The 21942-nt window shown below is 70.6% G+C and carries 20 protein-coding genes; 5 read left to right on the forward strand and 15 right to left on the reverse strand.

Annotated features, from left to right (window positions below; all coding sequences use genetic code 11):
* Positions 1 to 23 precede the first annotated feature (23 nt).
* The 12 genes from C475_RS17140 to C475_RS17195 form a co-directional block, all read right to left on the reverse strand.
* Positions 24 to 863, reverse strand: coding sequence for a HEAT repeat domain-containing protein (locus tag C475_RS17140; RefSeq protein WP_049930818.1), 840 nt, complete (start codon positions 861 to 863; stop codon positions 24 to 26).
* Positions 856 to 1818 carry a hypothetical protein gene (locus C475_RS17145; protein ID WP_006885131.1) on the reverse strand — a complete coding sequence of 321 codons (963 nt, stop codon included), beginning with the start codon at positions 1816 to 1818 and terminating at the stop codon, positions 856 to 858. Before C475_RS17145 ends, C475_RS17140 begins: the two co-directional genes overlap by 8 nt.
* Positions 1815 to 2558 carry a molecular chaperone TorD family protein gene (locus C475_RS17150; protein ID WP_006885132.1) on the reverse strand — a complete coding sequence of 248 codons (744 nt, stop codon included), beginning with the start codon at positions 2556 to 2558 and terminating at the stop codon, positions 1815 to 1817. The genes C475_RS17145 and C475_RS17150 overlap by 4 nt, the downstream gene beginning before the upstream one ends.
* Positions 2555 to 3391 carry an ethylbenzene dehydrogenase-related protein gene (locus C475_RS17155; RefSeq protein ID WP_006885133.1) on the reverse strand — a complete coding sequence of 279 codons (837 nt, stop codon included), beginning with the start codon at positions 3389 to 3391 and terminating at the stop codon, positions 2555 to 2557. The genes C475_RS17150 and C475_RS17155 overlap by 4 nt, the downstream gene beginning before the upstream one ends.
* The gene (narH, locus tag C475_RS17160; protein WP_006885134.1) at positions 3384 to 4457 is read right to left on the reverse strand and encodes a nitrate reductase subunit beta; all 1074 of its coding nucleotides are present in this window, start codon (positions 4455 to 4457) and stop codon (positions 3384 to 3386) included. Before narH ends, C475_RS17155 begins: the two co-directional genes overlap by 8 nt.
* Positions 4454 to 7573 carry a nitrate reductase subunit alpha gene (locus C475_RS17165; protein ID WP_006885135.1) on the reverse strand — a complete coding sequence of 1040 codons (3120 nt, stop codon included), beginning with the start codon at positions 7571 to 7573 and terminating at the stop codon, positions 4454 to 4456. The genes narH and C475_RS17165 overlap by 4 nt, the downstream gene beginning before the upstream one ends.
* Positions 7570 to 7749, reverse strand: a complete 180-nt coding sequence (locus tag C475_RS17170) for a hypothetical protein (protein WP_006885136.1) — start codon at positions 7747 to 7749, stop codon at positions 7570 to 7572. Before C475_RS17170 ends, C475_RS17165 begins: the two co-directional genes overlap by 4 nt.
* Entirely contained in the window at positions 7746 to 9278 is a 1533-nt protein-coding gene (locus tag C475_RS17175; RefSeq protein WP_006885137.1) for a cytochrome b, read from the reverse strand. The genes C475_RS17170 and C475_RS17175 overlap by 4 nt, the downstream gene beginning before the upstream one ends.
* On the reverse strand, positions 9278 to 9910 hold the full coding sequence (locus C475_RS17180; RefSeq protein WP_006885138.1) for a QcrA and Rieske domain-containing protein: 633 nt from the start codon (positions 9908 to 9910) through the stop codon (positions 9278 to 9280). The genes C475_RS17175 and C475_RS17180 overlap by 1 nt, the downstream gene beginning before the upstream one ends.
* Before the next feature lie 46 nt (positions 9911 to 9956).
* Complete coding sequence (locus C475_RS17185; RefSeq protein WP_006885139.1) at positions 9957 to 10583, reverse strand: hypothetical protein; 627 nt, start codon at positions 10581 to 10583, stop codon at positions 9957 to 9959.
* 265 nt (positions 10584 to 10848) lie between these two features.
* Entirely contained in the window at positions 10849 to 11502 is a 654-nt protein-coding gene (locus C475_RS17190; RefSeq protein WP_006885140.1) for a helix-turn-helix domain-containing protein, read from the reverse strand.
* Between the two features lie 92 nt (positions 11503 to 11594).
* Positions 11595 to 12251, reverse strand: a complete 657-nt coding sequence (locus tag C475_RS17195; protein WP_006885141.1) for a helix-turn-helix domain-containing protein — start codon at positions 12249 to 12251, stop codon at positions 11595 to 11597.
* Between the two features lie 168 nt (positions 12252 to 12419).
* On the opposite strand from C475_RS17195, the gene C475_RS17200 reads away from it, so the two are divergent.
* From C475_RS17200 to C475_RS17210, 3 genes are all read left to right on the forward strand, one after another.
* A complete protein-coding gene (locus C475_RS17200) occupies positions 12420 to 14228 on the forward strand; it encodes an LEA type 2 family protein (protein ID WP_006885142.1) in 1809 nt (602 codons plus the stop codon).
* A gap of 63 nt (positions 14229 to 14291) precedes the next feature.
* Entirely contained in the window at positions 14292 to 14609 is a 318-nt protein-coding gene (locus C475_RS17205; RefSeq protein WP_006885143.1) for a cupin domain-containing protein, read from the forward strand.
* Positions 14610 to 15099: 490 nt separating this feature from the next.
* Entirely contained in the window at positions 15100 to 15363 is a 264-nt protein-coding gene (locus C475_RS17210; RefSeq protein ID WP_152436471.1) for a hypothetical protein, read from the forward strand.
* Positions 15364 to 15384: 21 nt separating this feature from the next.
* Here the strand turns inward: C475_RS17210 and C475_RS17215 are convergent, their stop codons facing one another.
* A complete protein-coding gene (locus tag C475_RS17215) occupies positions 15385 to 17442 on the reverse strand; it encodes an archaea-specific SMC-related protein (protein ID WP_006885145.1) in 2058 nt (685 codons plus the stop codon).
* Positions 17443 to 17482: 40 nt separating this feature from the next.
* Positions 17483 to 18112 (reverse strand): rod-determining factor RdfA, encoded by a 630-nt coding sequence (gene rdfA / locus C475_RS17220; protein WP_006885146.1) that lies wholly within the window; start codon positions 18110 to 18112, stop codon positions 17483 to 17485.
* 857 nt (positions 18113 to 18969) lie between these two features.
* Here rdfA and C475_RS17225 point away from each other — a divergent pair.
* Together C475_RS17225 and C475_RS17230 are read left to right on the forward strand one after the other, a co-directional pair.
* Complete coding sequence (locus tag C475_RS17225) at positions 18970 to 20139, forward strand: alpha-D-ribose 1-methylphosphonate 5-triphosphate diphosphatase (protein WP_006885147.1); 1170 nt, start codon at positions 18970 to 18972, stop codon at positions 20137 to 20139.
* A 172-nt stretch (positions 20140 to 20311) separates the two neighbouring features.
* Positions 20312 to 20509, forward strand: coding sequence for a DUF7511 domain-containing protein (locus tag C475_RS17230; RefSeq protein WP_006885148.1), 198 nt, complete (start codon positions 20312 to 20314; stop codon positions 20507 to 20509).
* A 106-nt stretch (positions 20510 to 20615) separates the two neighbouring features.
* Here C475_RS17230 and C475_RS17235 read toward each other — a convergent pair whose 3' ends face one another.
* On the reverse strand, positions 20616 to 21239 hold the full coding sequence (locus C475_RS17235; RefSeq protein WP_006885149.1) for a DUF7344 domain-containing protein: 624 nt from the start codon (positions 21237 to 21239) through the stop codon (positions 20616 to 20618).
* Positions 21240 to 21942: the final 703 nt, after the last annotated feature.

Genomic DNA, 21942 nt, shown 5'->3' on the forward strand with positions numbered 1-21942 from the left:
GTGGGGTGGACAGCGAAGGGGGGTCAGAGGTCGGGCTGGCGATTGAGATGGTCCTCGCCGGGGAGCGTGGTGTCGCCGCGGTCGAGCGCACCGGTGAACTGCCGGCGGAAGCGACCGGGGTCGGCCTCCAGGGCGCGGGCGGCCGTGCCGCGGACGATCCTGGGTTCGGACTCGTCGTCGGCGACCTCCCGGAGCGTCTCCCGGGCGCGGTCGTCGTCGACGCCCGCGAGCAGGTGGACCGCCCACTCTCGCACCCGCTCGCTCTCGTCGTCGACGGCGTCGAGCAGCGGTTCGAGCGCGTCCTCGCCGCGGCGCTTGAACACGGAGACGAGGGCGTTGCGCCGAACGGCGTGGTGGTCGGCGTCGAGCGCGTCGTCGATGCGGTCGGCGTAGGTCTCCCGGTCGATGCGGTCGAGCGCGACGAGCGCCTCGGCGCGGACCCAGGGGTCGTCGTCCTCGGCGATCTCGACGGCCGCCGGACCGGCGCGTTCGCCGCCGAGCTTCGCCAGCGCCTCGACGGCGAACTGGCGCACGTCGGCGTCGTCGTCTTCCATCCCGGCGGTGATCAGCGCCTCGACGACGGCCGGGTCGCGGTCCTCCTCGGCCAGCGAGAGCGCCGCCCGCTGGCGCTCGACGGCGTCGCCGGTCGCGAGGCGTTCGAGCTTCTCCGTCGCGCTCTCGCTGGCGATCAGCGACGTGTCGGCCGCCGAGAGTTCCCGCGGCGTGGCCTCGCCGATCTCGACGTCCTCGCGGCTCACCTCGATGTCCTCCAGGCCAGCGTGGTCGACGTCGAACCCGGGGCTCTGTTCGGGGTGAACCCGCGGGTCGGTCGGCCCGTCGGTGGCCTCCTCGGGGTCACGCATCGGCGACACCCCCAGGAGTCCGCTCGGTTTCCGCGCCGGCGGGCGCCCACTCGCGGACGAGGACGACCAGCCCGAGCGCGAACGCGACGGCTCGGGGGAGCGTCCCCGGGACGCCGGCGAACAGCAGCAGCGCCGCGGCGACCGCGGGCCCGAACGCCCGTCGGCGCGCGTCGGCGACGACCGTGGTGAGAGCCCCGCCGATCCCGAGCGCGAGCAGCGCGAGCGGGACCGTCCCGGCGCCGAAGGCGACGAGCGCGACCGCGCCGGCGACGAACGGCGCGCTCGCCGCGGCGACGACCACTGCGAACGCGGCGACCGCCCACAGCCCGAGGTCGAGCGTCCGGTCGACCCCGCGTGCCAGCGGCAGCGCCGCCAGCGTCGCGAAAGCGACGGCGGCGCCCGCCGGCCGGAGCGTCGTCGTTCCGATCCCCGCGGAGGCCGCGAGCGACCACGCGAGCGCGAGCGCACCCAGCGCCGCGACGGCCGCGGGGCGGGCGATCGGTGCGAACGCGGCACGGAGCGAGTCGACAGGACCGACGCGAACGTGCGCTCGCTCGGCGAGTTCGACGACGAGCGCGGCACTGGTCCCGGCGAGGACGGCCGCGGCCGCCGGGAGCCACGCCGCGGCGTCGGCCGCGCCAACGAGTCCGAAAACGCCCGCGGCCGCGAGCGCCACCCGTTCGGCGCGGGCGTCGGCGTCGACCGCCAGCCCCAGGAGCGCGAGCGCCGGGACGACCGCCGCCAGCGTCGTCACCGCCGGGGTCGCGGCGCGACCGGCCGGCGGGAGGCCGACGGGCGCGTTGCGGGCGAGTCGCAGGGCCAGCACGCCGGCGGTCGGAACGAGCGCGGCCGACCCGAGCAGCGTCGCGAGCGACACCGGCAGACCGCTCGCGGGGCGGTCGCGAGACGCCGCTCCCGCGGCTCGCTCGCCGGCGTCCGCTGTCGGCCGGCTCACGGGTCGCCCCCCTCTTCCAGGCGGTCGGCCAGGTCCGCGGTGTCGGCGGCGATCAGCCGCCGGCAGAAGGCCGCGAGTTCGCCGTAGTAGCCGGTCCCCGGTTCGCCGTCGAGGGCGTCGGCGACCCCTTCGGAGAGGACCGCGAGGTGGCGGTCGAGGAAGTCCAGCCGCGCGCGAGCGGCGTCGGGGTCGACCGCCGCCTCGCGCCGACAGAGGTAGCCGGCGAACTCTAACTCCAGCCGGTAGTGGTCGTGGTTCTCCCGGCGGTCGGTGTCGACCTCGACGCCGAAGTAGTCGTAGACCCGCGCCAGGTCGAGGTTCACGTCGTTCCACGACGCCTCCGGCCGGTAGCCGGACTCGTACAGTGACACGCTCGGTCCCTCGGCGTCGATGGTGCCGTCCGTGCGGTCCTCGACGGTCGTGTGCCCGAGGACGAACAGGTCGTTGAACCGCGCACACACCGTCTCGCGGTCGTCGTCGGTGGTCAGGTCCGGGGGATGGACGTCGAGGGTCGTCCGGTCGAGCAGGCGCCGACACTCGCGGTCGAGCGCACCCGAAGCGAGCGCCTCGTGGAGCTGTTCGTCCGGTTCGGTCAGCGCCCGCGCGGCCAGCGCGTACAGCCCGCCCCGGGCGGCGGCGTCGCGGTCGGCGTCCGTCGGCGGTTCGTCGTCGACGGCCCGGCGGTCGCCCTCGGGGGCGTCCTCCGCGGACTGGGAGTCGACCGGTTCGGCGTCGCTCACGCCGCTTCACCCCGCGTTCGGCGGACGCCCTCGATGGTCACGACCGTGACGAACAGGACCGCGAGCCCGGCGGCCGTCCAGAGGATGGTCTCGTAGGGCGGTCCCTGCGGACCGGGCCCCATGGCGAGGTACTGCCACTCGCTGACGGCCTTGCGGCCGGCCCGCTCGCCGTAGGACCCGTTCCAGACCGCGACCGACACGTCCACGTCCTGCTCGCCGGACAGGTCGGTTCGGTTGCCGGCCATGGCGGCCTCCCTGGTGAACGCGACGTGCCACTCGCCGCCCTCGTGGACTGCCTCGGCGTCGACGGCCGACTGGTCGAAGCTCGTGGTCGTCCCGGCACCGCCGGCGAGCAGTTCCTCGGTCGTTCCGCCGGCCCAGTACCAGACGTTGACGTGGTTGCCCGTGCCGCCCATCGCGATGGGCGGGCGCGCGCTCTCGTTCTCCGGGAACTGGACGGCGACGGCGTCGGCGAACTCGCGCAGGTCGGAGGCGTTGCGGTCGGCGGTCGCGTCCGGCCAGGAGACCCGGACGAAGGCGTGCGAGCCGTTGCTCGCGGCGCGGACCTGCGCGTGCGTGGTCGAGACGTTACTCGCTTGCGGCAGCCCGCTCGGCGCGCTGGCCAGCGCGAGTTCCACGCTCGGCACAGCCGTCCACGACTCGGCGGTCGGGTCCGTCGCGTTGGCCCCTACGTCGCCGACCGGCACCTCGTTGGCCGGCCGCGCGCTCGTCAGCGTCGGGAGCACCGCCGCGCCGACGACCGCGAGGACGACCAACGCGGCGACGCCGAGCCAGGAGCGGTCCCGCGCTCTCGTCGCCGAATCGTCAGTCATCGTCGAACACCCCCAGCCGGTACTGCTGTGCGGGGTTCTTGTCCTGGAGCATCTCCATCAGTTCGCTGTCCTCGCCGCGTTCGACCCGGTCGCGGTGGCGCTCGATGGTGTCGAGGGCCCCATTCACGCGGTCGCCGAACAGCTCTTCGAGGTACTCGCGCGGGATGCGGTCGACGCCCTCGATGCTCTCGCCGTCCTCCGAGTGCTGGGGCGGCGCGTAGGGCGGGATGTAGTAGACGTTCGGCACCGTCTCGAACTCCGGATGCAGCGGCAGCGCCACCTCGTACTCCTCGACGAGCTTGTAGATGGGACCGTCCTCGTCGTCGAGGTATCCGACCAGCCGGAGCTGTGGCGGGCACTCCTCCGCGCAGGCGGTCGCGTGGACGGTGTCGTCCGGGCCCTCGCCCTCGATGCGGGGGTAACAGAAGATGCACTTCTCGGATTTCTTCTTGGCGGCGTTGTAGTACACCTTCTTGTAGGGACAGCCCTCGACGCAATAGCGGTAGCCCCGACAGCGCTCCTGGTCGACGAGGACGATGCCGTCCTCCTCGCGCTTGTACAGCGCTTTGCGGGGGCAGGCCTCGACGCAGGAGGGGTGGGTGCAGTGGTTGCAGATCCGCGGGAGGTAGAAGTAGTAGCTGTTGGGGTACTCGCCGGCGCCCTGGTCCTCGTCCCAGTTGGGGCCCCACTCGGGGTCGACGTTCTGGGGCCGAAGCGGCTCGTCGCTGCCGTCGTACATGATATCCGAGTGGTTGAACTCCCAGTCGCCGCCGTAGCGCTCTTTCTCGGGGATCTCGCCGGGCTGGCGCTCGCTGTGGTCTTCCGACTTCCAGCCGCCGCCCGACTCCTCCCAGCCTTTCGGGTACCCCTCGCCGGGCTTGGTCTCGACGTTGTTCCAGTACATGTAGTCGCGGCCGCCGCCCTCCGTCCAGAGGGTCTTGCACGCGACCGTGCAGGTCTGACAGCCGATGCACTTGTTCAGATCCATCACCATCGCGACCTGGTGGTCGATCCCGTCTGCGATGTCGATGTGCGTGTCGTCGCTCTGGGCGTCGTCGGTGCTCACGACTGCTCACCCCCGTCGGCGGCGTCGACGGTACTGCCATCCGGCGGATCGCCGCCGTCGGCCAGCCGCAGATCGGCCGCCGTCTCCTCGCCGTCACCGTCACTCTCGCCCTCGCTCTCGCCCTGCTCGGCCGGTCGCACGTCGACGCGCACGTCGGAGTTGACCCCGGTCGGTCCCCAGTAGTTGGGGAAGAAATAGAGGTGTTCGCCGGTGTCCTCGGGGTACTGGACCAGCTGGGTCGGCTTCATGTACATCGGGACGAGCGTGTTGAAGTTGTCCCGGTCGGGGTACTGGAACTTCTCCCAGGAGAAGAAGTGGCGCACCGTCCCGGGCTCGCTGGATGGGTAGATCTTCGCCTGCACCTCGACGCTGCCCAGGTCGTTGAACACCTCGACCGTGTCGCCGTCCTCGATGCCCCGCTCCTCGGCGTCCTGAGGGTTGAGGAAGACGGTCGGTTCGCCCCGCTGGAGGTTGAGCATCGTCTCGTTGTCGCGCCACGTCGAGTGGATCGACCACCGGCTGTGTGGCGTGCTGTACGAGAGGGGGTAGCTCCCGCCGGTGTTCGCCGGGCCTTCCTTGTGAGTCGGGAGCTCCTCGCCGAGTTCGAGGTACCAGTCGTGGTCGACGTAGTACTGCTGGCGCCCCGTGAAGGTGGGCCAGGGCTCCTTGTCCTGCACGTAGTTCTGCCAGGGCGTGTACGCTTCGCCGTCCTCGATGTCGGAGGTCCAGTGACTGCCCGCTTCGAGCAGCCGCTGGGGCTGGTCGATGGTGTCGTCGAGCGTGATCTGCTCGTCGGTCCCTTCGGGGTTGGACTCCTCGGAGTGTTCGAGGATGTACTCGCAGGCCGCACGATCCTCCGCCAGGGCGCCCTCCTCGTCGGACTCCCAGTCGCGCACGTAGTCGTCGTAGATCGACTGGAGGTCGATCTCGCGGTCGAACTGCCGGTCGTCGATCGGTTCGACGCCACGCTCCTGTGCCACTTCCTGGATCTTCTCCGCGAGGTCGCGGAAGATTTGCCAGTCGGTCTTGGCCTCGCCCAGCGGCTCGACCGCGGGCGTGAACGGATGCACGTAGCTGTGCATGTCCGTCATCGACAGGTCGTACTTCTCATAGTGGCTCGCCGCGGGGAGGACGATATCGGAGTACAGCGCCGTCGAGTCCATCCGGAAGTTGATGTCGACGACGAGGTCGAGTTTCGGCCACAGCTCCTCCTCGACGGCGACGTTGCCCTTGGCCTGGTTGAAGTAGTTGCCCCGCCAGACGAACATCGTCGACGGGTCCGGTCGGGAGCCGTCCTCGCGTTCGGAGGGATAGACCGGCATCCAGTCCTTCTTGATCGACTCGCGGATCTTCGCCGCGGTGTCCTCGTCGGTGTTGTCGAGGATGCCCGCGTGGAAGTAGGTCCACAGCGTCGTCGGGACGCCCCGCACACTGCCGGTCGGGAAGGAAAGGGTCTGCCAGCCGTGGAACGTCCAGATCTTCTCCTGGCCGACGTAGTGGTCGAGGCCGGTGCCCTGCTCGCCGAGGTTGCCGGTGAGGGTGACCAGCAGCTGGATCGCGCGGTTGCCTAGGTCGTTGTGGTACCAGTCGTTGACGCCCTTGCCGTGGATGATCTTCGCCTTGTCGGCCTCGGCGAACTCGCGGGCGACCCGCTGGTAGGTCTCCTCGCCCACCGTGGTCTCGTCGGTCACGAACTCCGGGGTGTACTCCGACAGTTCGTCCCGGAGGTTCTCCCACACGGAGCGCACGGCGACGCTGTCGGCGTCGGCGCCATCGGCCAGATCGACCGAGCGCTCGACCGACAGTCGCGGGTCGAAGTCGAGTTCGATCGACGACTCGGGGTCGTTCTGCCCGTCGCGGTCGCCGAGCGACCCGGGGGCCATCCGGAGGCTCCCCTCGGAATCGACCATCACGAACGTCTTCTCGGGGCGGTCGACGTCGTCGCCGACGCTCGGGACTTCGCTCGCGCGGAGGAACTTCCCGGTGTCCTCGCGGACGAGCAGCGGCATGTCGGTCTGTTCCTTGAGGTGCGCTTCGTCGTGCAGGTCTTCGTCGACGATGGTCTGTGCCATCCCGAGCGCGAGGGCGGTGTCGGTACCGCCCTCCGGCGAGAGCCACTCGTCGGTGTGGATCGCGGTCTGCGAGTAGTCGGTGAAGACGCCGACCCGTTTCGTGCCGTTGTAGGCGGCGTCGAGGAAGAACTTCGCGTCGGGGATGCGGGTGACGTTGATGTTGCTCCCCCACGCGATGATGTAGTCGGCGTTGTACCAGTCGGCGCTCTCGGCGTTGTCCGTCTGGGTACCCCAGGTGATCGGCTGGCCCGGCGGGAGGTCCGAGTACCAGTCGTAGAAGCTGTGGGAGACGCCGCCGAGGAGGTTGACGAGCCGGCTCCCGGAGGCGAAGGAGACGGGGCTCATCGCCGGGATCGGCGTGAACCCGGAGATGGCGTCGTAGCGGCCGGCCTCGACCTCGTCGACGACGTGCTCGGCGATCTCCGTCAGCGCCTCGTCCCAGCTGATCCGCTGCCACTTGCCCTCGCCGCGCTCGCCGGTGCGGCGCATCGGGTACTTGATGCGCTGGTCGGCGTTGACGTAGTCGGTGTAGCAGGCTCCCTTCTGACAGCCCCGCGGGTTCGGGTCGGGCAGGCTCTCGTCGAAGTTCGGGTAGTCGCCGGCCTGCTCCTCGCGCCAGACCTGGCCGTTCTTGACGTAGACGTTCCACGAACACGAGCCGGTGCAGTTGACCGAGTGCGTCGAACGATGTTTGGAGTCCCAGTCCCACTCCTCGCGGTAGAGGTCCTCCCACTCCCGGTAGGGGTAGTCGCCGATCGGGTCGTTGACGACCTGCAGCCGGGTCATCTGGAGGAAGTCCTGCGCGAGGCCGGTCCCCGAGGCGCCCGCGCCGGCGACGCCGGCCGCGCCGACGCCCTTCAGGAAGTCCCGGCGCGACACGTCCACGCCGGCGCCGCCGTCGGAACGGAGTTCCGACGAGCCCCCGCTCGCTCCGCTTGCGGGGACCCCGTCGGTGCTCACGTCCGTGTCGGAGTCGGTCGCTTCGCTGTCGGTGCTGTCGGTCGGCGGGTCGTCGGTCAGATCGGTCGAGTGGTCGTCGGTCATTGTTTGGCAACGAAGATAGTCGCGAGTCCGCAGGCGACGCCGGCGGCCGCGAAGGCGATCCCTGCGGCGGTGTCGCCGCCGGTGTCGAGTCCGATCGCTATCAGCGCGACGCCCAGCAGCTTGCTCAGTCGGTCGATCCAGCGATAGGAGCGCTCGGTGACGGTGACCGCCGTCATCGTTCGCCCTCCGTTTCGGGCCGCTCGTCGCTCCCTGCGTCCGCTCCCCCGTTCGCGGCCTCGGGCTCGTCGGCGTCGTTGCCGCCCAACAGGCCGTAGGTGACCGCCGCACAGAGCGTCGGCCACCCCAGCAGCGCCCACCAAAGGACGGCGTTGACGGCCCCGGTCTCGGTGCCGAGCGCGTCGGCGGCGATGTTGTTCATACCCGCGATGGAGGCGACCATGATGAACGTCACGCCGAAGACGCCGACGGCGGTCTGTTTCGGCCGGTCGAGCGGGTTCAGCGCGAAGTGTTCGGGGTCGCGGTAGTAGTCGACGAAGGGCCAGGCGGCGACCGCCCCGAACACGAGTCCCGGCATGAGGATGCCGCCGACGAACTCGGCGTTGACCTCGCCGAGGATCGGGACGTGGAACGCGAGCCACGACGGCAGCAGCTTCAGGAAGCCGTACACCCACATCAGGAACCAGTCGGGCATGATGAGCGCGGGCGTGCCCGCGGGGTCGTTGGGGCCGTACTCGGCGACGTTGTGGACCGGGAGGAACCCGGCCAGCAGCGCCAGCGTCGCCAGCGTCAGGAAGAAGACGACGGCGCTCACCGCCGCCTGGTTCGGGAACGCCGGCAGCCCGACGATGACGCTGTCGTCGTTGCGATCGACGGCGCCGGCCACTTTCGCCCGGACCGTCCCGGCGACGCCGCCGTCAGTGGCGGCCGGCCCGTCGCCGGCGCCGTCGGTGACCGCGGCCGTCCCGCCGCTCGCGGCCGCGCCCTCCGCCGGCGGCGCCGGCCCGGGCACGTCCTCGTCGCGCTCGGCCTCGGTGTGTTTCTGGCGCATCAGGATCAGCATGTGGACGCCGATCAGCCCCGCGATGGCCAGCGGGATGACGAGGACGTGCAGGAAGTAGAACCTGGGAATGGTGGCCGATGACGGGAACGACCCGCCGAAGACGAGCTTCGAGAGCGCCCCCCCGGCCAGCGGGATCGAGCTGGCGAGGTTGTAGCCGATCCCCGTCGCAGTGCTGGCGAACTCGTCGAACGGCAGGGCGTAGCCGGTGTAGGCGGCGCCCATCGACAGGCCCGCCAGCCCGGTACCGACGAGCCAGTTGGGCTCGCGCGGGTTGCGGTAGGCGCCGGTGAAAAAGACCCTGAGCATGTGCAACGCCATCGAGGCGATGAACAGGTGGGCGGCCCAGTGGTGCATCCGGCGCAGGAGCATGCCGAACGGCACGTCGTAGGTGATGTTGAGGACGCTCGCGAACGCCTCGGGCACGTCCTGGCCCTGGAAGCGCTCGACGCTGCCCTCGTAGGTCACGTCGCTCGTGCTCGGCTCGAAGAAGAAGCCGAGGAACATCCCCGTCAGTACGAGGACGAGGAAACAGAACAGGGCGACCTCGCCGAGCAAAAAGGAGTCCTCGGCGGGGAACGCCTTGCCGAGGACGTCCCTGTCGGAATCGAGGTCGAGGCGGGCGTCGACCCAGCCGTAGGCGCGGCCCAGCCGCCCGCTCCCCTCGCCATCGTCGCTTTCGGCCATCACTCACCTCCCGGGCCGACGGGCCCTTCGAAGTCCCCGGTGGCGACGAGGTGGCCGTCCGAGGAGAGCGTGAGCGGGAGCTGCGGGAGCGCCCGCGGCGGCGGGCCGCCGACGACCGAGGCGCCGCTGGTCGGGTCGAACTTCCCGAAGTGACACGGACAGACCAGCGTCTCGCCCTCGGTGTCCGAAACCATACAGCCCGCGTGCGTGCAGACCTTCGAGTAGGCGGCGTAGCCGCCGACGGTCGACTCCATGGCCGTCTCGCCCCCGTAGGCGTCCTCGGGGTAGCGGACCAGTAGCGTCGGCGCGTCCGCGATGCCCGGCCTGGGCTCGGGGAAGACGGTCAGCTGTTCGCCCTCGGCGAGCGTGTCCTCGGTGACGCGCTCGCCCTCGCCGTCGACCAGGGCGACCCCGTCCGAGTAGACCGGTCCGGAGTATCCCCGCTCGAAGACGCGGGTCAGGCCCATCAGCGGCGCGGCGAGGCTGCCGACGGCGGTCAGGCCGCCGACGGTCGCCAGCACCTTCGCGTAGTCTCGACGTTCCATCTCGGCGCGGGCGTCGGTGTAGATGCTCGGACGGGTCGGTTCCTCGTCGCCGCAGCAGCCGTCGCAGGTGTCACAGTCGTCGCTCATCGGTGGCTCCCTCCGCGGACCGCGGTGGTGTCGGTCGGACGATACATCAGTGGTCCCTCCGTTCGGCGACTTCGATGTGGGGCATGAACCACGCGTAGTAGGCGACCGTCGAGCCGGCCAGCGAGAGGAACATCCCGGCGGCGTAGAGGCCGAAGTACTGGGTGCGCGCCAGCGTCAGGTACTCGCCGGTGAACAGCGCCGCGAAGACGATCGCCAGGACGGTCAGCCCGCCCATCGCGACCAGTCCCTCGATTGCCCCGCTCGCGTCGTGATACTCGACGACCCAGCGCTCCTCGGTCGAGAGCCACGGGAAGCCGACGGTGCCACCGTCGCTCCGGGCGTCGGCCCGGCCGCCGTCGGCGACGGCCGTGTCGTCGGTCGCGGTCCCCCCCGCGGCCGCCGGCTCCTCGGGCCTGACGGCGCGGTTCATGAACCGGTGGGCGGCCGAGAGGACGGCGACCAGCGCCAGCAGCGCCACCCAGACGATGACGCCGACCTGGCTCGGCGAAAGCTTGTTCGGCGTGTCGAGGAAGCCGTCGAGCGGCCGCAGCTCCGAGACGCTCTGGTCGATGGCGATTTCCTCGCTCGGCGGCTCGCCGTGCAACCCGACGTACCACATCGGCAGCAGCGTCATCACGACCAGCAAGACGATCAGGTAGCCGTTGCGCCTCATGGGTCGCCGGCTCCCTCCTGTCGATCGGTGCCCCTGGTCGCCGCCCCGCGAGCGTCCGAACCCGCCGGACGCCGCGGCCCCGGTCGGTCGGTCGGCAGACGAGACATCACACCGGATATGCCCCGCCGTCCCGGATAGCGGTTCACCCAGAATATTTTGGTCGTACTTGTACCCCCGCCGAAAACCGCCTGACAGCGACAGTACCGTTCGTTCTGCGATCGGGGCGACGCTCCGTCGACGAACGCGCCGCGTGCGCTCGGACCCGTCACGCCGCCCCCTCCAGCAGCGAGTCGAGCACCTTCGACTGGGCCGACGCGAGGTGTTCGGCGAACGTCGAGGGGGAGATGTCCAGCCGTTCGGCGACCTCGGTCGCGTTGGCCGAGCGGGGCCGCTCGAAGTAGCCCATCTCCATGGCCGTCTCCAGTACCTCCTGCTGGCGGTCGGTGAGCCGCCCCCGGTCGACGAGAACGAGGTCGTCGTCCTCGCCGTCGCCGGTGCGAGCGAGCCGGTCGATGCGGACCGACCCGAAGGCGGCGTCGAGGTCGTCGACCGCCGCCCGGACGGTCTCCACGTCGGTCGCGTGGAAGCTCAGCCGGAGCGTCCCCCGCGAAGCGCTCACGTCGGTGACGGGGGCGCCCAGCCGCTCGACGGCCTCGCAGATGCAGTCGCCGGTCTCGCGAGTGAACCGCACCCGGTCGGACCGGTCGGTCTCGAAGACGACCGATGCCTCGTCCGGGAGGTCCGCCGCCTCGGCGTCGCCGACGAGGTCGAACTCCTCGACGACCTCGCCCTCCCCGACCGTACTCCACCTGGCCGACCGGGCGATCGTGTCGCCGCCGGTCGCCGCCGCCACCGGACAGGCGTCGGCCGCCTCGACCGCGAGCCTGACCTGGATGCCACGTGCCGATTCGACTCCCATGTGCGGCGGGTGGCGCCCTCTCCAAAAGAACCCCGTTCGGCGCTTTCACTGTCCGGGAACCCCCGGCGAACACGTTCGTCCCGCGTATGCCGTCAGTCGGAGTCGAGGACCATCGACAGGACCGTCCGCTGGGCGGTCGCGAGGTGTTCGCAGGCGGTCGACAGCGCCACGTCGAGTTCCTCGGCGACCTCGCCGGCGTTGGCGCGCTTGGGCGTCTCGAAGTAGCCCATCTCGAAGGCGGTCTCCAGCACCTCGCGCTGGCGGTCGGTCAGTTCCGCTCGGTCGACGGCCACCGGGTCGTGGTCGGTCAGGTCGCAGTCGCGTTCGAGCCCGACCACGGCGACGCCGCCGAACCGCGAGCGCAACACCTCGACGACCTCCTCCAGGCGGTCGGCGTCGGGGGTGTAGAAGGAGAGCCTGAGTCCGTCGTCGGTGGCGGATATCTCGTCGAGCGGGTAGCCGAAGTCGGAGAGGACGCCGCAGACGCAGGTCGACTCGTCGACGCCGCGCTCACGGTAGCGGACGCCCTCGTCCCACTCGAAGACGGGTTCGAGGTCGTCGTCCGGCGCCGCGCACTCGCGTATCTCCGCGGCGTCGCCCCGGAGCGTGAACTCCTGGACCAGCCGCCCGTCGTCGACGGTCCGCGAGACGGCGTCGACGCTCGCGCCCGTCGTCCGCGCGGCGCGAGCGGGCGTGCAGTGGCCGGGATCGGTGATGCGCATCTCGACCCGGAGTCCGTCGGTCGACATGGGACGCCGTCCGCCCGCCGGCTACAAAAATTTGTCCTCGTGCAAACATGTTCGGGGCCCACCCCCGGTTGGATGTTCGCTCGTGTTCGGGCGACCGAGGGCGGCCCGACTATCGGCTTCGAGACTCGGGACTAAACGCTTTTACCGGTCCGAGGGCATGGTGTGCCAATGGTTTCGAAACGCCGCATCGGACGGTTCGTCGCCGGCGCGGCCGGGGGTTGCCTCGCGCTCGCGGTCGTGCTCGCCGTCCTCGTCGGGACGGGCGTCCTCGCGGCGCCCACCGTCGGAAACGTCGAAAGCGAGTGGGGGACGGTGACCGCGAACGCGACGGCCATCGAGACCGCCGCGACCGTCACGAATCCGAACCCCGTCGGCGTCCCGGGCGTCGTCGACGTGGCCTACGAGGCGCGGCTCAACGACGTAGTGCTCGCTCGCGGGGAGCGCTCGGGCGTCGGCTTCCCGGCGGGGACGAGTCAGCTCCGGCTCTCGACGGAGATGGCCAACGACCGGATCGCCGACTGGTGGGTCGCCCACGTCACCGACGGCGAGACCTCGGAGCTGCGCGTCGCGGCGACCGTCTCCGGGCCCGGGTTCTCGCGGCGGATCCCGGCCCAGCGCTCGACGGTCGAGACGGATCTCCTCGGCGGATTCGCGACGGACGGCGACCGGACCGTCCGGTTCCGTGGCGACCCCTTCCTCGTCGTCGGGAACCAGACCGCGGCGTGGGGCGACGCGAACGCGTCCGTGACCCCGCTGTCGGTCACCTCGACGGTCGAGAACGTCCACGACTACCCCGTCGCGCTCGACGGCGTCGACTACGCCGTCGAGATGAACGGCGTCACCCTCGCGGAGGGGCGCCAGCGCTCGGGCGTCGACGTGGCACCGGGCGAGACGGGGACCCTCGACGTTCGGATGGGGCTGGACTCGGCGAGGATGGCCGACTGGTGGGCCACCCACGTTCGGGCGGACGAGCGGAGCACCCTCTCGGTCGAGCTGTACGGCCTCGTCGAGCGCGACGGGGAGTACCAGCGGGTGCCGATCCGGGTGTACGAGCGTTCGCTCGAACTGGAGACCGACGTGCTCGGCGGCGGCGCGGCGTCGGTGAGCGCCCGGAGTCCGCCCGAGCGAGACACCGAGTTCGAGCGCCCGCGGATCGTCGCCGCCGACCGCGAGTGGGGCGCCGTCACCGACGCGACCACCGCGATCCGAACCAGGGCCGCCATCGACAACCCCAACGACGACGAGCGGCTCAACGAGTTGCTCGCGCTCGACACCGCCCAGCGGACGGCGATCAACGATATCACCGTCGCGCGCGGCGGCCACCGGACGGAGGGGCTCGACGCCGGTCGGTCGGCGTTCGCGTTCGTCTCCGAGATGAACAACTCGAAGGTGCCCGCCTGGTGGGCGCGCCACCTCGACGCCGGCGAGCGCTCGACGATCACCACGACGCCCAGCGTCCGCGCGGACCTCGGGTTCACGACGTTCGACGTCGCGGTCCCGAACCGAACGAGCGAGGTCCGGACCGACCTGTTGGTCGGGATGGGCGGCGAGTCCGAGACGGTCGCCGTCAGCGGCGAGCCCGCCCTGGTCGTCAACTCGGAGGCCGCCGAGTGGGGCGACGCCACTCCCGAGACCGCCCCGATCCTCGTGAACGCGACGCTGGCGAACGAGCGGGCGGCCCCCGTGGACGTGACCGCCATCGACTACCGCGTGGCGCTCAACGACGTGGTTCTCGCCGACCGGACGGTTCCCGAGACCTACCGCGTCGCGCCGGGCGAGAGCCGCTCGGTCGGCTTCGAGATGGCGCTCGACAACGGCCGGATGGACGAGTGGTGGGTCACGCACGTCCGCAACGGTGAGTCGACGAATGTCTCGGTCGCCGTCACCGCGACCGTCGAGACGCCACGGGGCACCGAGACGGTCGAACTCGACTCGCTGAGCCGAAACGGGACGATGACGACCGACGTGTTCGGATGACTCGCGTTCCGACCGTCTCGACCGGCACAGCACACTTGCGGCTGGCGAGCGTACGTGGCGGCGATGCCGACGAAAGTGAACTACGAGGACGTGGACGCGGTCGCTGGCGGACTCCACTTTCTCCGCGACGAGCTGGACTGTGAGAACCTCGGGGTCTCCGTGCTGGAGTGCGAACCGGGCTGGACCGGCAAACCCCACGACCACGCCGAGGACGGACAGGAAGAGGTGTACGTCTGCCTCGAAGGCGGGGCCACCGTCACCGTCGCCGACGAGGACGTATCGATGGAACCCGGGGACGCCCTCCGTATCGACCCCGACGAGCGCCGACGGATCGAGAACGGCGACGCCGAGAGCACGTTCGTCCTCGCCGGCGCCCCCTGACCTCGTCGGCGCCTTCTGACTCCGTTGCCCTCGCGTGACACCGGGCAGTTCGGCTCTCGTACCAAAATTCGAGTATTCCAATATGAAATACTGTGCTTGAACAACTGATACTGGAGAAACGCCATTAGAGAAACTTATCTGTCGGTGTACGTCCGATCAGGTGCTTGACAGAGTCGCATTTCGTGAGCGCCGGAAGCGGCGACTAATATCGGTATTCGGCCCCTCGAATCGCGTGTAACCGGAGGAATGGGATCTGTCGGAGTGAAAAATCGAATCCGATACGTTTCCACACTCATTTGATCTATGATATTTCTAATCCGTGGGAAAGAGCGACGACGACCGTTGCGGTAGGCGGGTGTTACCGGTGGGGCGTCGAGCGGGACGGTCGAAACGGTGGGGCGTCGGGAGTGGGACAGGGTTCCGGATTTATGCTCGGGACTCGGCTAGTGGAAGGCGCCTCCCCCTTCGTTCGCGGGTGGCTGAACGACACATGAGACGGAAATTTCAGGGCACCGATAGAGGGAAGCGAGTCGTGGCCGACGACGGGACGGCGGTCGGGACGCTCGTGCGGACCGACGGTGACCGGGCGCGCGTCCTCCTGGACCCCGAGCGATTCGAACCGGGCGATCCGACCGGCGAGCTCGGGTCGCGGACGACGGTCACGATCGACCGGACGGGCGTCGCCGAGAGCACGAACGACCGCGTCCGGCTGGTGGAGGGCGCCGACCCGACCGACGCCCGGCGGCGCGCGTGACGGACACGGACGGAGTACGGTCTAGATCTCCGTGACGCGGTCGTGGACCGTCCCGACGGCCGACGCGTCCGCTTCGAGCAGCGCGACGACGAGGTACGTCGCGTGGTCGGCGAAGTAGTCGACCAGCTCCGCGATCCGCTCGGCGTCGACGGCCTCCAGGGAGTCCAGCAGGAGGAACGGACACCGCTCGTGTACGTCGTGGACGAGGTAGCCGGCGAGCGCGAGGACGAGCCCGACCACCTCCCGCTCGCTCTCGCTGAGGTTCGTCGGTGAGTCCTCGAAGGCGCCCTCGTCGCCCTCGCGGACGACGCGGATGTCGAAGGAGCCCACGTCGGCGCCCGACCGGCCGGTGCCAGCCGTCGCAGTGGTCCGCGTCAGGCGCACGCGGGCGACGTTGCCGTAGTCGAGGGCGTCGACCAGCGCGTCGGCGTGGTCGTTGAACGTCGCGACAGCCTCGGCCGCGGTCCGGTCGAGTCGCGTCCGACGCTCGACGAGGTCGGACTGGAGCTCCTCGCGGCGGGCTTCGAGCCGGTCGCGCTCGTCGAGGCGCTCGTCGAGGGCGGCCAGCTCCGACTCGACGGCCGCCTGGTCCGACCGCCGCTGTTCGAGCTCGACCTGGCGCTCGTTGGCGCGCCGGTGCAGGTCCAGGAGGTCCGCGTAGTCCTCGGTCCGCAGGTCCTCGACGGTCGCCTCCAGGTCCCGGACGTGATCGTTCAGTTCCCGACGCCGCCGTTCGAGGTCGCCGATCCGCTCCTCGCGGCGCGACAGCTCGGACTCGACGCGGTCGCGCTCGGCCCGCAGGTCCGCTCGCCGCTCGCGCCGTCGCTCCAGTCGCTCGCGCCGGGCGTCGAGCCTGTCGATCCGGGCGGTCAGATCGCGACGCCGCGAGAGCCTCCGCTCCCGGAGGTCGCGCAACCGGTCGAGCGTCTCCTCGATCGACCCGCGGTCGACGCTGGACCCGCACGTCCAGCAGGTGACCCGGTCGGTCCCCGCCAGCCGGTCGGTCACGTGTCTCTCGTCGTCCCTCGACGCGGGTCCCGCGAGGTCGTCGCCCGTGAGGCCGTCGTCGTCCGCACGAGCGTCGTCGCCCGTGGGGTCGTCTCCCTTCCGGAGTTCCTCGCCCCGGCCGATCTCGGCGAGGTCAGCGAGGCGCCCCTCCTCGAGCTGGCTCTCGTTGAACCGGACGATCCCCTGGAGGGCGCTCACGTCGCCGTCCAGCTGACGCTTGCGTTCGCGCAGCGCCGCGATGTCCGCACTCAGCGCGTCGAGTTCGGCCTCGTCGACCGGCGACACGGCCGCCAGGTCCCGCTCGATCTCCTCGCGCTCGCGCTCGACCGCCGCGAGCGTGTCCCGCTCGGCGTCCAGGTCCTCGATCACCGATTCGAGGTCCGTCCGCGCCGCCCGGAGTTCGTCGAGTCGCGCCTCCAGGCGTTCGTCGCGCTCGATCCCGTCGTCCAGCGAGGCGTCGGCCGCTTCGATCGCCGCCTCCAGATCGGCGAGGTCGGATTCGAGCCCTTCGATCTCCGCTTCGAGGCGGCGCCGCTCGGCGGCCAGTTCCGTCCGCTCGTCGCCGAGGCCCTCCAGGCCGGACAGGTCCTCGTCGACCCGTCGCTTCTCGGCGGTCAGCCGCTCGATCTCCGCCTCGATGGCGTCCGTGTCGACCGGCCGCATCACCACCTCGGCCAGGTCGTCACCGGCCCTGACCGCCCGCCGAACGTCGTTGTCCTCGAGCAACACGGCGTAGGTTTCGGCCGGTCGCGGGTCGTCGAGGTACGGGTCGCCCGCCGCGACCACGCCGTCGTCGGTCCGCTCGAACCGCCTGGTGTGCGTGTCACCGCCGACGGTCAGTTCGACGCGGCCCGCGTCGGCGCCGCGTCGCAGCGGCGTCGCCTCGCCGCCGAGTACCGCCCGGATCGCTCGCAGGAACGACGTCCTGTTGGTCGCGTTGCGGCCCGCCAGCACCGTCACGCCCGGGTCGAGGTCGACCGTCGTGGCCTCGATACCGCCGACGTTCCGGACCGAGACCGATGCGGTTCCCGCCCCGTCGTCGACCGTCGACTCCGAGCGGTCACCGTCCATGCCCGCTCCAGGGAGCGGCGCGCGTAAATGCGTTCATATCTCAGCGAGCGCCGTCCTCGGACTCGCACGCGCACCCGCCCCGACGGAGCAGCGAGACCGCGTCCCGGTCGGCGCCGCAGTCGTGGCAGATGACGCGTACGTCGAGGAACACGTCGAACTCCCCGAGGGTGATCCGGTCGGCGTCCCGGTGACGGGTGAGCGTCCCCTCGGCGACGGTGGTCGTCCGCCCGACGAGCCGCTGGAGCGTTTCCACGTCGGTGTCGACCGGGTCCGTCGCCGACTCCGGCGGCGCGACCCCTCTGACCTCGGTGAGGTAGGTGTGGACGGCCTGGTGGGAAACGAAGTCCGCCGCGAGCGCGTCCACGTCGACGCCGGCGCGGGCGAGATCGGTGCGCATCTCGGCCTTGCGCCCCTCGCTCGTATCGTCGTCGGTCAGCGTCTCGTAGGCGTCGGCGACCGCGTGTTCGGTCGGGTTGCGGTCGGCGCTGCGCATGGCCGACCGCAGGACGGCCCTGTTGAACTCGTCCGCCAGGTCCCGGAGGCTGGTCCGCGACTCGGTCGGGCCCGTCCAGCGGTCGACCAGCCTGTCACCCATCTCCTCGAGCCCGTACGCCGCGACGAGGCGTTCGACTTTGCTCCGTCTGCCCTCGGGCGCGTCGTCCGACTCCATGAGCGGGGCTCTCGGGGCGCAGTGGTATACCTATCGGTGGTCGAGTAAGTCAGTCGGCGAGAAACGCGGTCGAACCGGACGCGGCCCCGACCCGTCGGGTCACGGGCTGGGCGGGCCGGCGTCGCGTCCGTGGACCGCCGGTAGACGCAGCCGTCTTCCCGCGTAGCGCCCGGGCAGGGACGCCACACCGAAGGAGCGGCCGACCGGTGGGCTGGGAAGCCGACGGGAACGGGCGTCACGTCGGCGATGCACAGGGGTTCGGGCGTGTCAGGTGGTTCCGGTCGATGGGTCGACGGCGTTCGACAGGAGGGGGGTGAGACGGTTAAACCGGGTCAATCGTTCACGCGAGTACGCACCCCGTAAAGCGCCGCTACGAGGGGACTGGCGGCGCTTTCGACCGCGTCGTTCGGGTAGCGACCGGCTTCCGGCCGCCGCGGCCGGGCGACGGACTCGCCCGCACGGAGCGCACGGCGGCCGCCCGGCCGTACCGAGTGGTTCCCGGAGCCACGGGCGCGGTATCAGGTCTGAAAGCGGCCGTACGCGGAGTATAACCAAGTGAGACCCGCCGATGTCTCCACACGGGGGGTCGGGGGAAACCCCACCGCCGTCCATTCGACCGCACGGACGCCCGCCGCCGGGCCGACGCCCGTCCCGGACGACGGCGGGCGCCGCCCTGATACCCTGCTCCATTCTTTGGTGGCCGACCGCGACAGCGGCCGCGTTCGACGGTCGCCACTTCGACCGGCGCCGCGTTCGACAGCGGTCGCAGCGTCGACGGCCACTCGCGCGACACGGCGCCGGCCTCGGTCGTTTAGCCGACCCATTACTATCCGTATCGACCCCCTGACGGACGGACGATGAGCGAACGGACCGAACGCCTGGTCGTCGAAGGCGGGACCGTTGTCACGCCCGAGGCCGTGCTCGACGACGGCCGCGTCGTCGTCGAGGGCGACCGGATCGCCGCCGTCGAGGGGAGCGAACCCGCCGGCGGGAGCGACGACCGAACGACGGCCGAGCGGTGCCTCGACGCCACCGGCCGGGTCGTCCTCCCGGGGTTGATCGACCTCCACGGCGACGAGGTCGAACGCTATCGCTTCCCGCGGTCGGGCGAACGCGTCGACGCGGCGACCGCGCTGGCGACAGCCGACCGGTTGGCGCTCGCGGCCGGGGTCACCACCAAGTTCGACGCCATCGCCTTCGAAGACGCCCCGGAGAAGAACCGGTCGATCGAGGGCGCGACCGAGCTCCTGGAGGCCGTCGACACGGGCGTCGACCTCGTGGCCGACCACCGCGTCCACGCCCGGTGTGAGGTCACCGACCCGGCCTCGGTCGCGGTCGTCGGCGACCTGGTCGAGCGGCCGGTCGTCGACATCGCGTCGCTGATGGCCCACGCGCCCGGTCGCGGCCAGTTCGAGGACGAGGCGGCGTTCGCCAGCCGCTACGCCGACGGCCGCGGCGCCGCCGCCGACGAGGCCGCCCGGGCCGGGGCGGAGCGGCGCGCCATCCCGGAGACGACCGTCAGAGATCGGGTCGCCGACCTGGCCGAGGAGCTGTCGGCGGCGGACGTGCTGGTCGCTTCCCACGACGACGCCGACCCCGCGGCCGTCGAGCACGCGCTGGCCCACGGCGTCGACCTCTGTGAGTATCCGGTGTCGCTCGCCGCCGCCCGGCGGGCGAGCGAGCGCGGCGCCGCGACCGCCATGGGCGCGCCGAACCTCGTCCGCGGCGGGAGCCTCTGGGGCAACCTCGACGCGCGCGAAGCGATCGACGCCGGCGTCGTCGACCTGCTGTGCTCGGACTACCGCCCCCAGGCGCTGCTGGCGTCGGTGTTCGTCGACACCGGCGAACCGCTCGCCCGCCGCGCGGCTCGCGTCACGAGCGAACCCGCCCGCGTCGCCGACCTCGACGACCGGGGCGAACTCGCGCCGGGCGCGCGCGCCGACCTGGTCGTCGTCGACCCCGACCCCGTTCCGACCGTGACTCGCGCCGTCGTCGCCGGACGCGAAGTGTACCGCTGCGGACGGTGACAGCTCCTGGCGATGACCGGCGAGGGATAGCGACCGCCGGAGGGCGGAGGTGTCGTCGAACGTGACGGTTTCGACAGTTGTTCCCAGTTCAGGCGTTTTAACCGTCCTGTACGCGATTATCTGCCGCTGTAGACGACCAATTACAATGAGTCGAGGCCGCCTCCCGTGAGGTATGTCGACGGACACGACGCGCCAGACCGACGGCGAACGCGAGGCGCCGACGTGGGAGCTACGAGCGGTCGTCGAGCGCTACGACGACGCACCGGACGAGTGTACCATCTACCCCGCAGGGGTCGACGACCACAAGCGAATGGCGACGTGGGTCTCCGCGACCGAACCGGCGTTCGTCGAACTCGGCGCGGTCCGCTGAGTCGCGAGGCGGTCTCTTTCTCCGGGCTCGTTCGCTTCGACGGCCGTTGGGGAACACGATGGCCGTCGCTGTCCGAATGCCGAAGAACGGAGAGAAGACGGAGACGCTACTCTTCGTCGCGGCGGTCGAGCGTCTGCGCGGCGGAGACACCGACGAGCCCGACCAGGACGACCGTCGCGACGACGGTCGGCGTCAGGCCGACGGCGGCGGCGCCGAGCTGGCTCGCGACCAGCCCGAGGACGCCGGCACCCGTGAGCGATCCGTAGTAGAGCGGCCACGGTCGGTCGGGGTCGTCGGACTCCTCGAGGTACTCGTAGAGCTGGGTAGCGTTCGGGCCCAACGAGATACGGCCGCGGTTCTGGTTGAACTCGACGATATCCATGTCGTCCATCTTCGGGAGGTGACACTGGTAGAGCCCGACGTAGACGCACTTGCGCTCGTTGGACGTCACCTGTGCGACGGTCGTCCCGTTCTCGACAGCGGCGACGTGCTCCGCGAGCTCCCCGAGCGAGACCGTTCCGCCGTGGTCCTGCAGGTAGTGAAGCACCGTCCGGCGTCGTTCGTTCTTGAGGATCTCGAAGACGTGATCGAGCGGCAGGTCGGCGACCGACTGGGCGTCGGCCTCTTCCGCCGGGACGGATTCGGTCTCCGCGACCTCCTCCGGCTCGGACTCGTCGGCTTCCTCGGCGATGATGTCGCTCTCGCCCGCACGCTGGGGCGTCGACGACATCAGATCGCCACCTCCGGACAGTCGCGGCTCCGATCCCCGGTCACGCTTCGGGCGAGACGTGATCGCGGGCGCTCACTCATGAGTCGCCCGCCGAAACGTGTCCGTGACAGTTAGCGTTCGATTCGCGGTCGGTTCGTGGGATATGTCGGCATTCATGTGTCCGTACCCCCGGCGCTGGAGACCCCTCCACAGAGTGCGTTGCGCCGTCTGTCCGTGATGGCTCATGGCCACTTAATCTTTCTTGATTGAACAATCCGCAACGGGAGCATAACGCGGTGGTTACCCCTCCCCGTCTCGGACGCTCGGAAGTAAGGCCGACGTTACGGACGAACCGACCGCGGTATAGGGACCGTTCCCGTCGTAAGGAGGGGATTTCGCGGCGCGTCAGCCGGCGAACCGCCCGAACGGGAACCGTACCCGGAGTCCCGGCTCCCGCCTCGCCGCCGGCCCCCTCCGCGCCGGTCCCGACCGGTCGACCGTCGCAAGTCCGACCTACCCCGAACGGGCCGTCGCCCCCCGCGAACGTATCCGATCGGCGAGTCGTTTCCCGACGGGCGATTGCCCCATGGGGTCCGAGCGATGCGGTCGGGACGGTGGTCGGTGGTTCGCGACGGACGCGTCGCGATCCCGAAGCTTCTTTATGAGCGGGTCGGATCCCCGAGTTGTACTCGAATGGTATCAAAAACGACTGCTGGTGTACACT

It is taken from the genome of Halosimplex carlsbadense 2-9-1, from assembly GCF_000337455.1.
GTDB lineage: Archaea > Halobacteriota > Halobacteria > Halobacteriales > Haloarculaceae > Halosimplex > Halosimplex carlsbadense.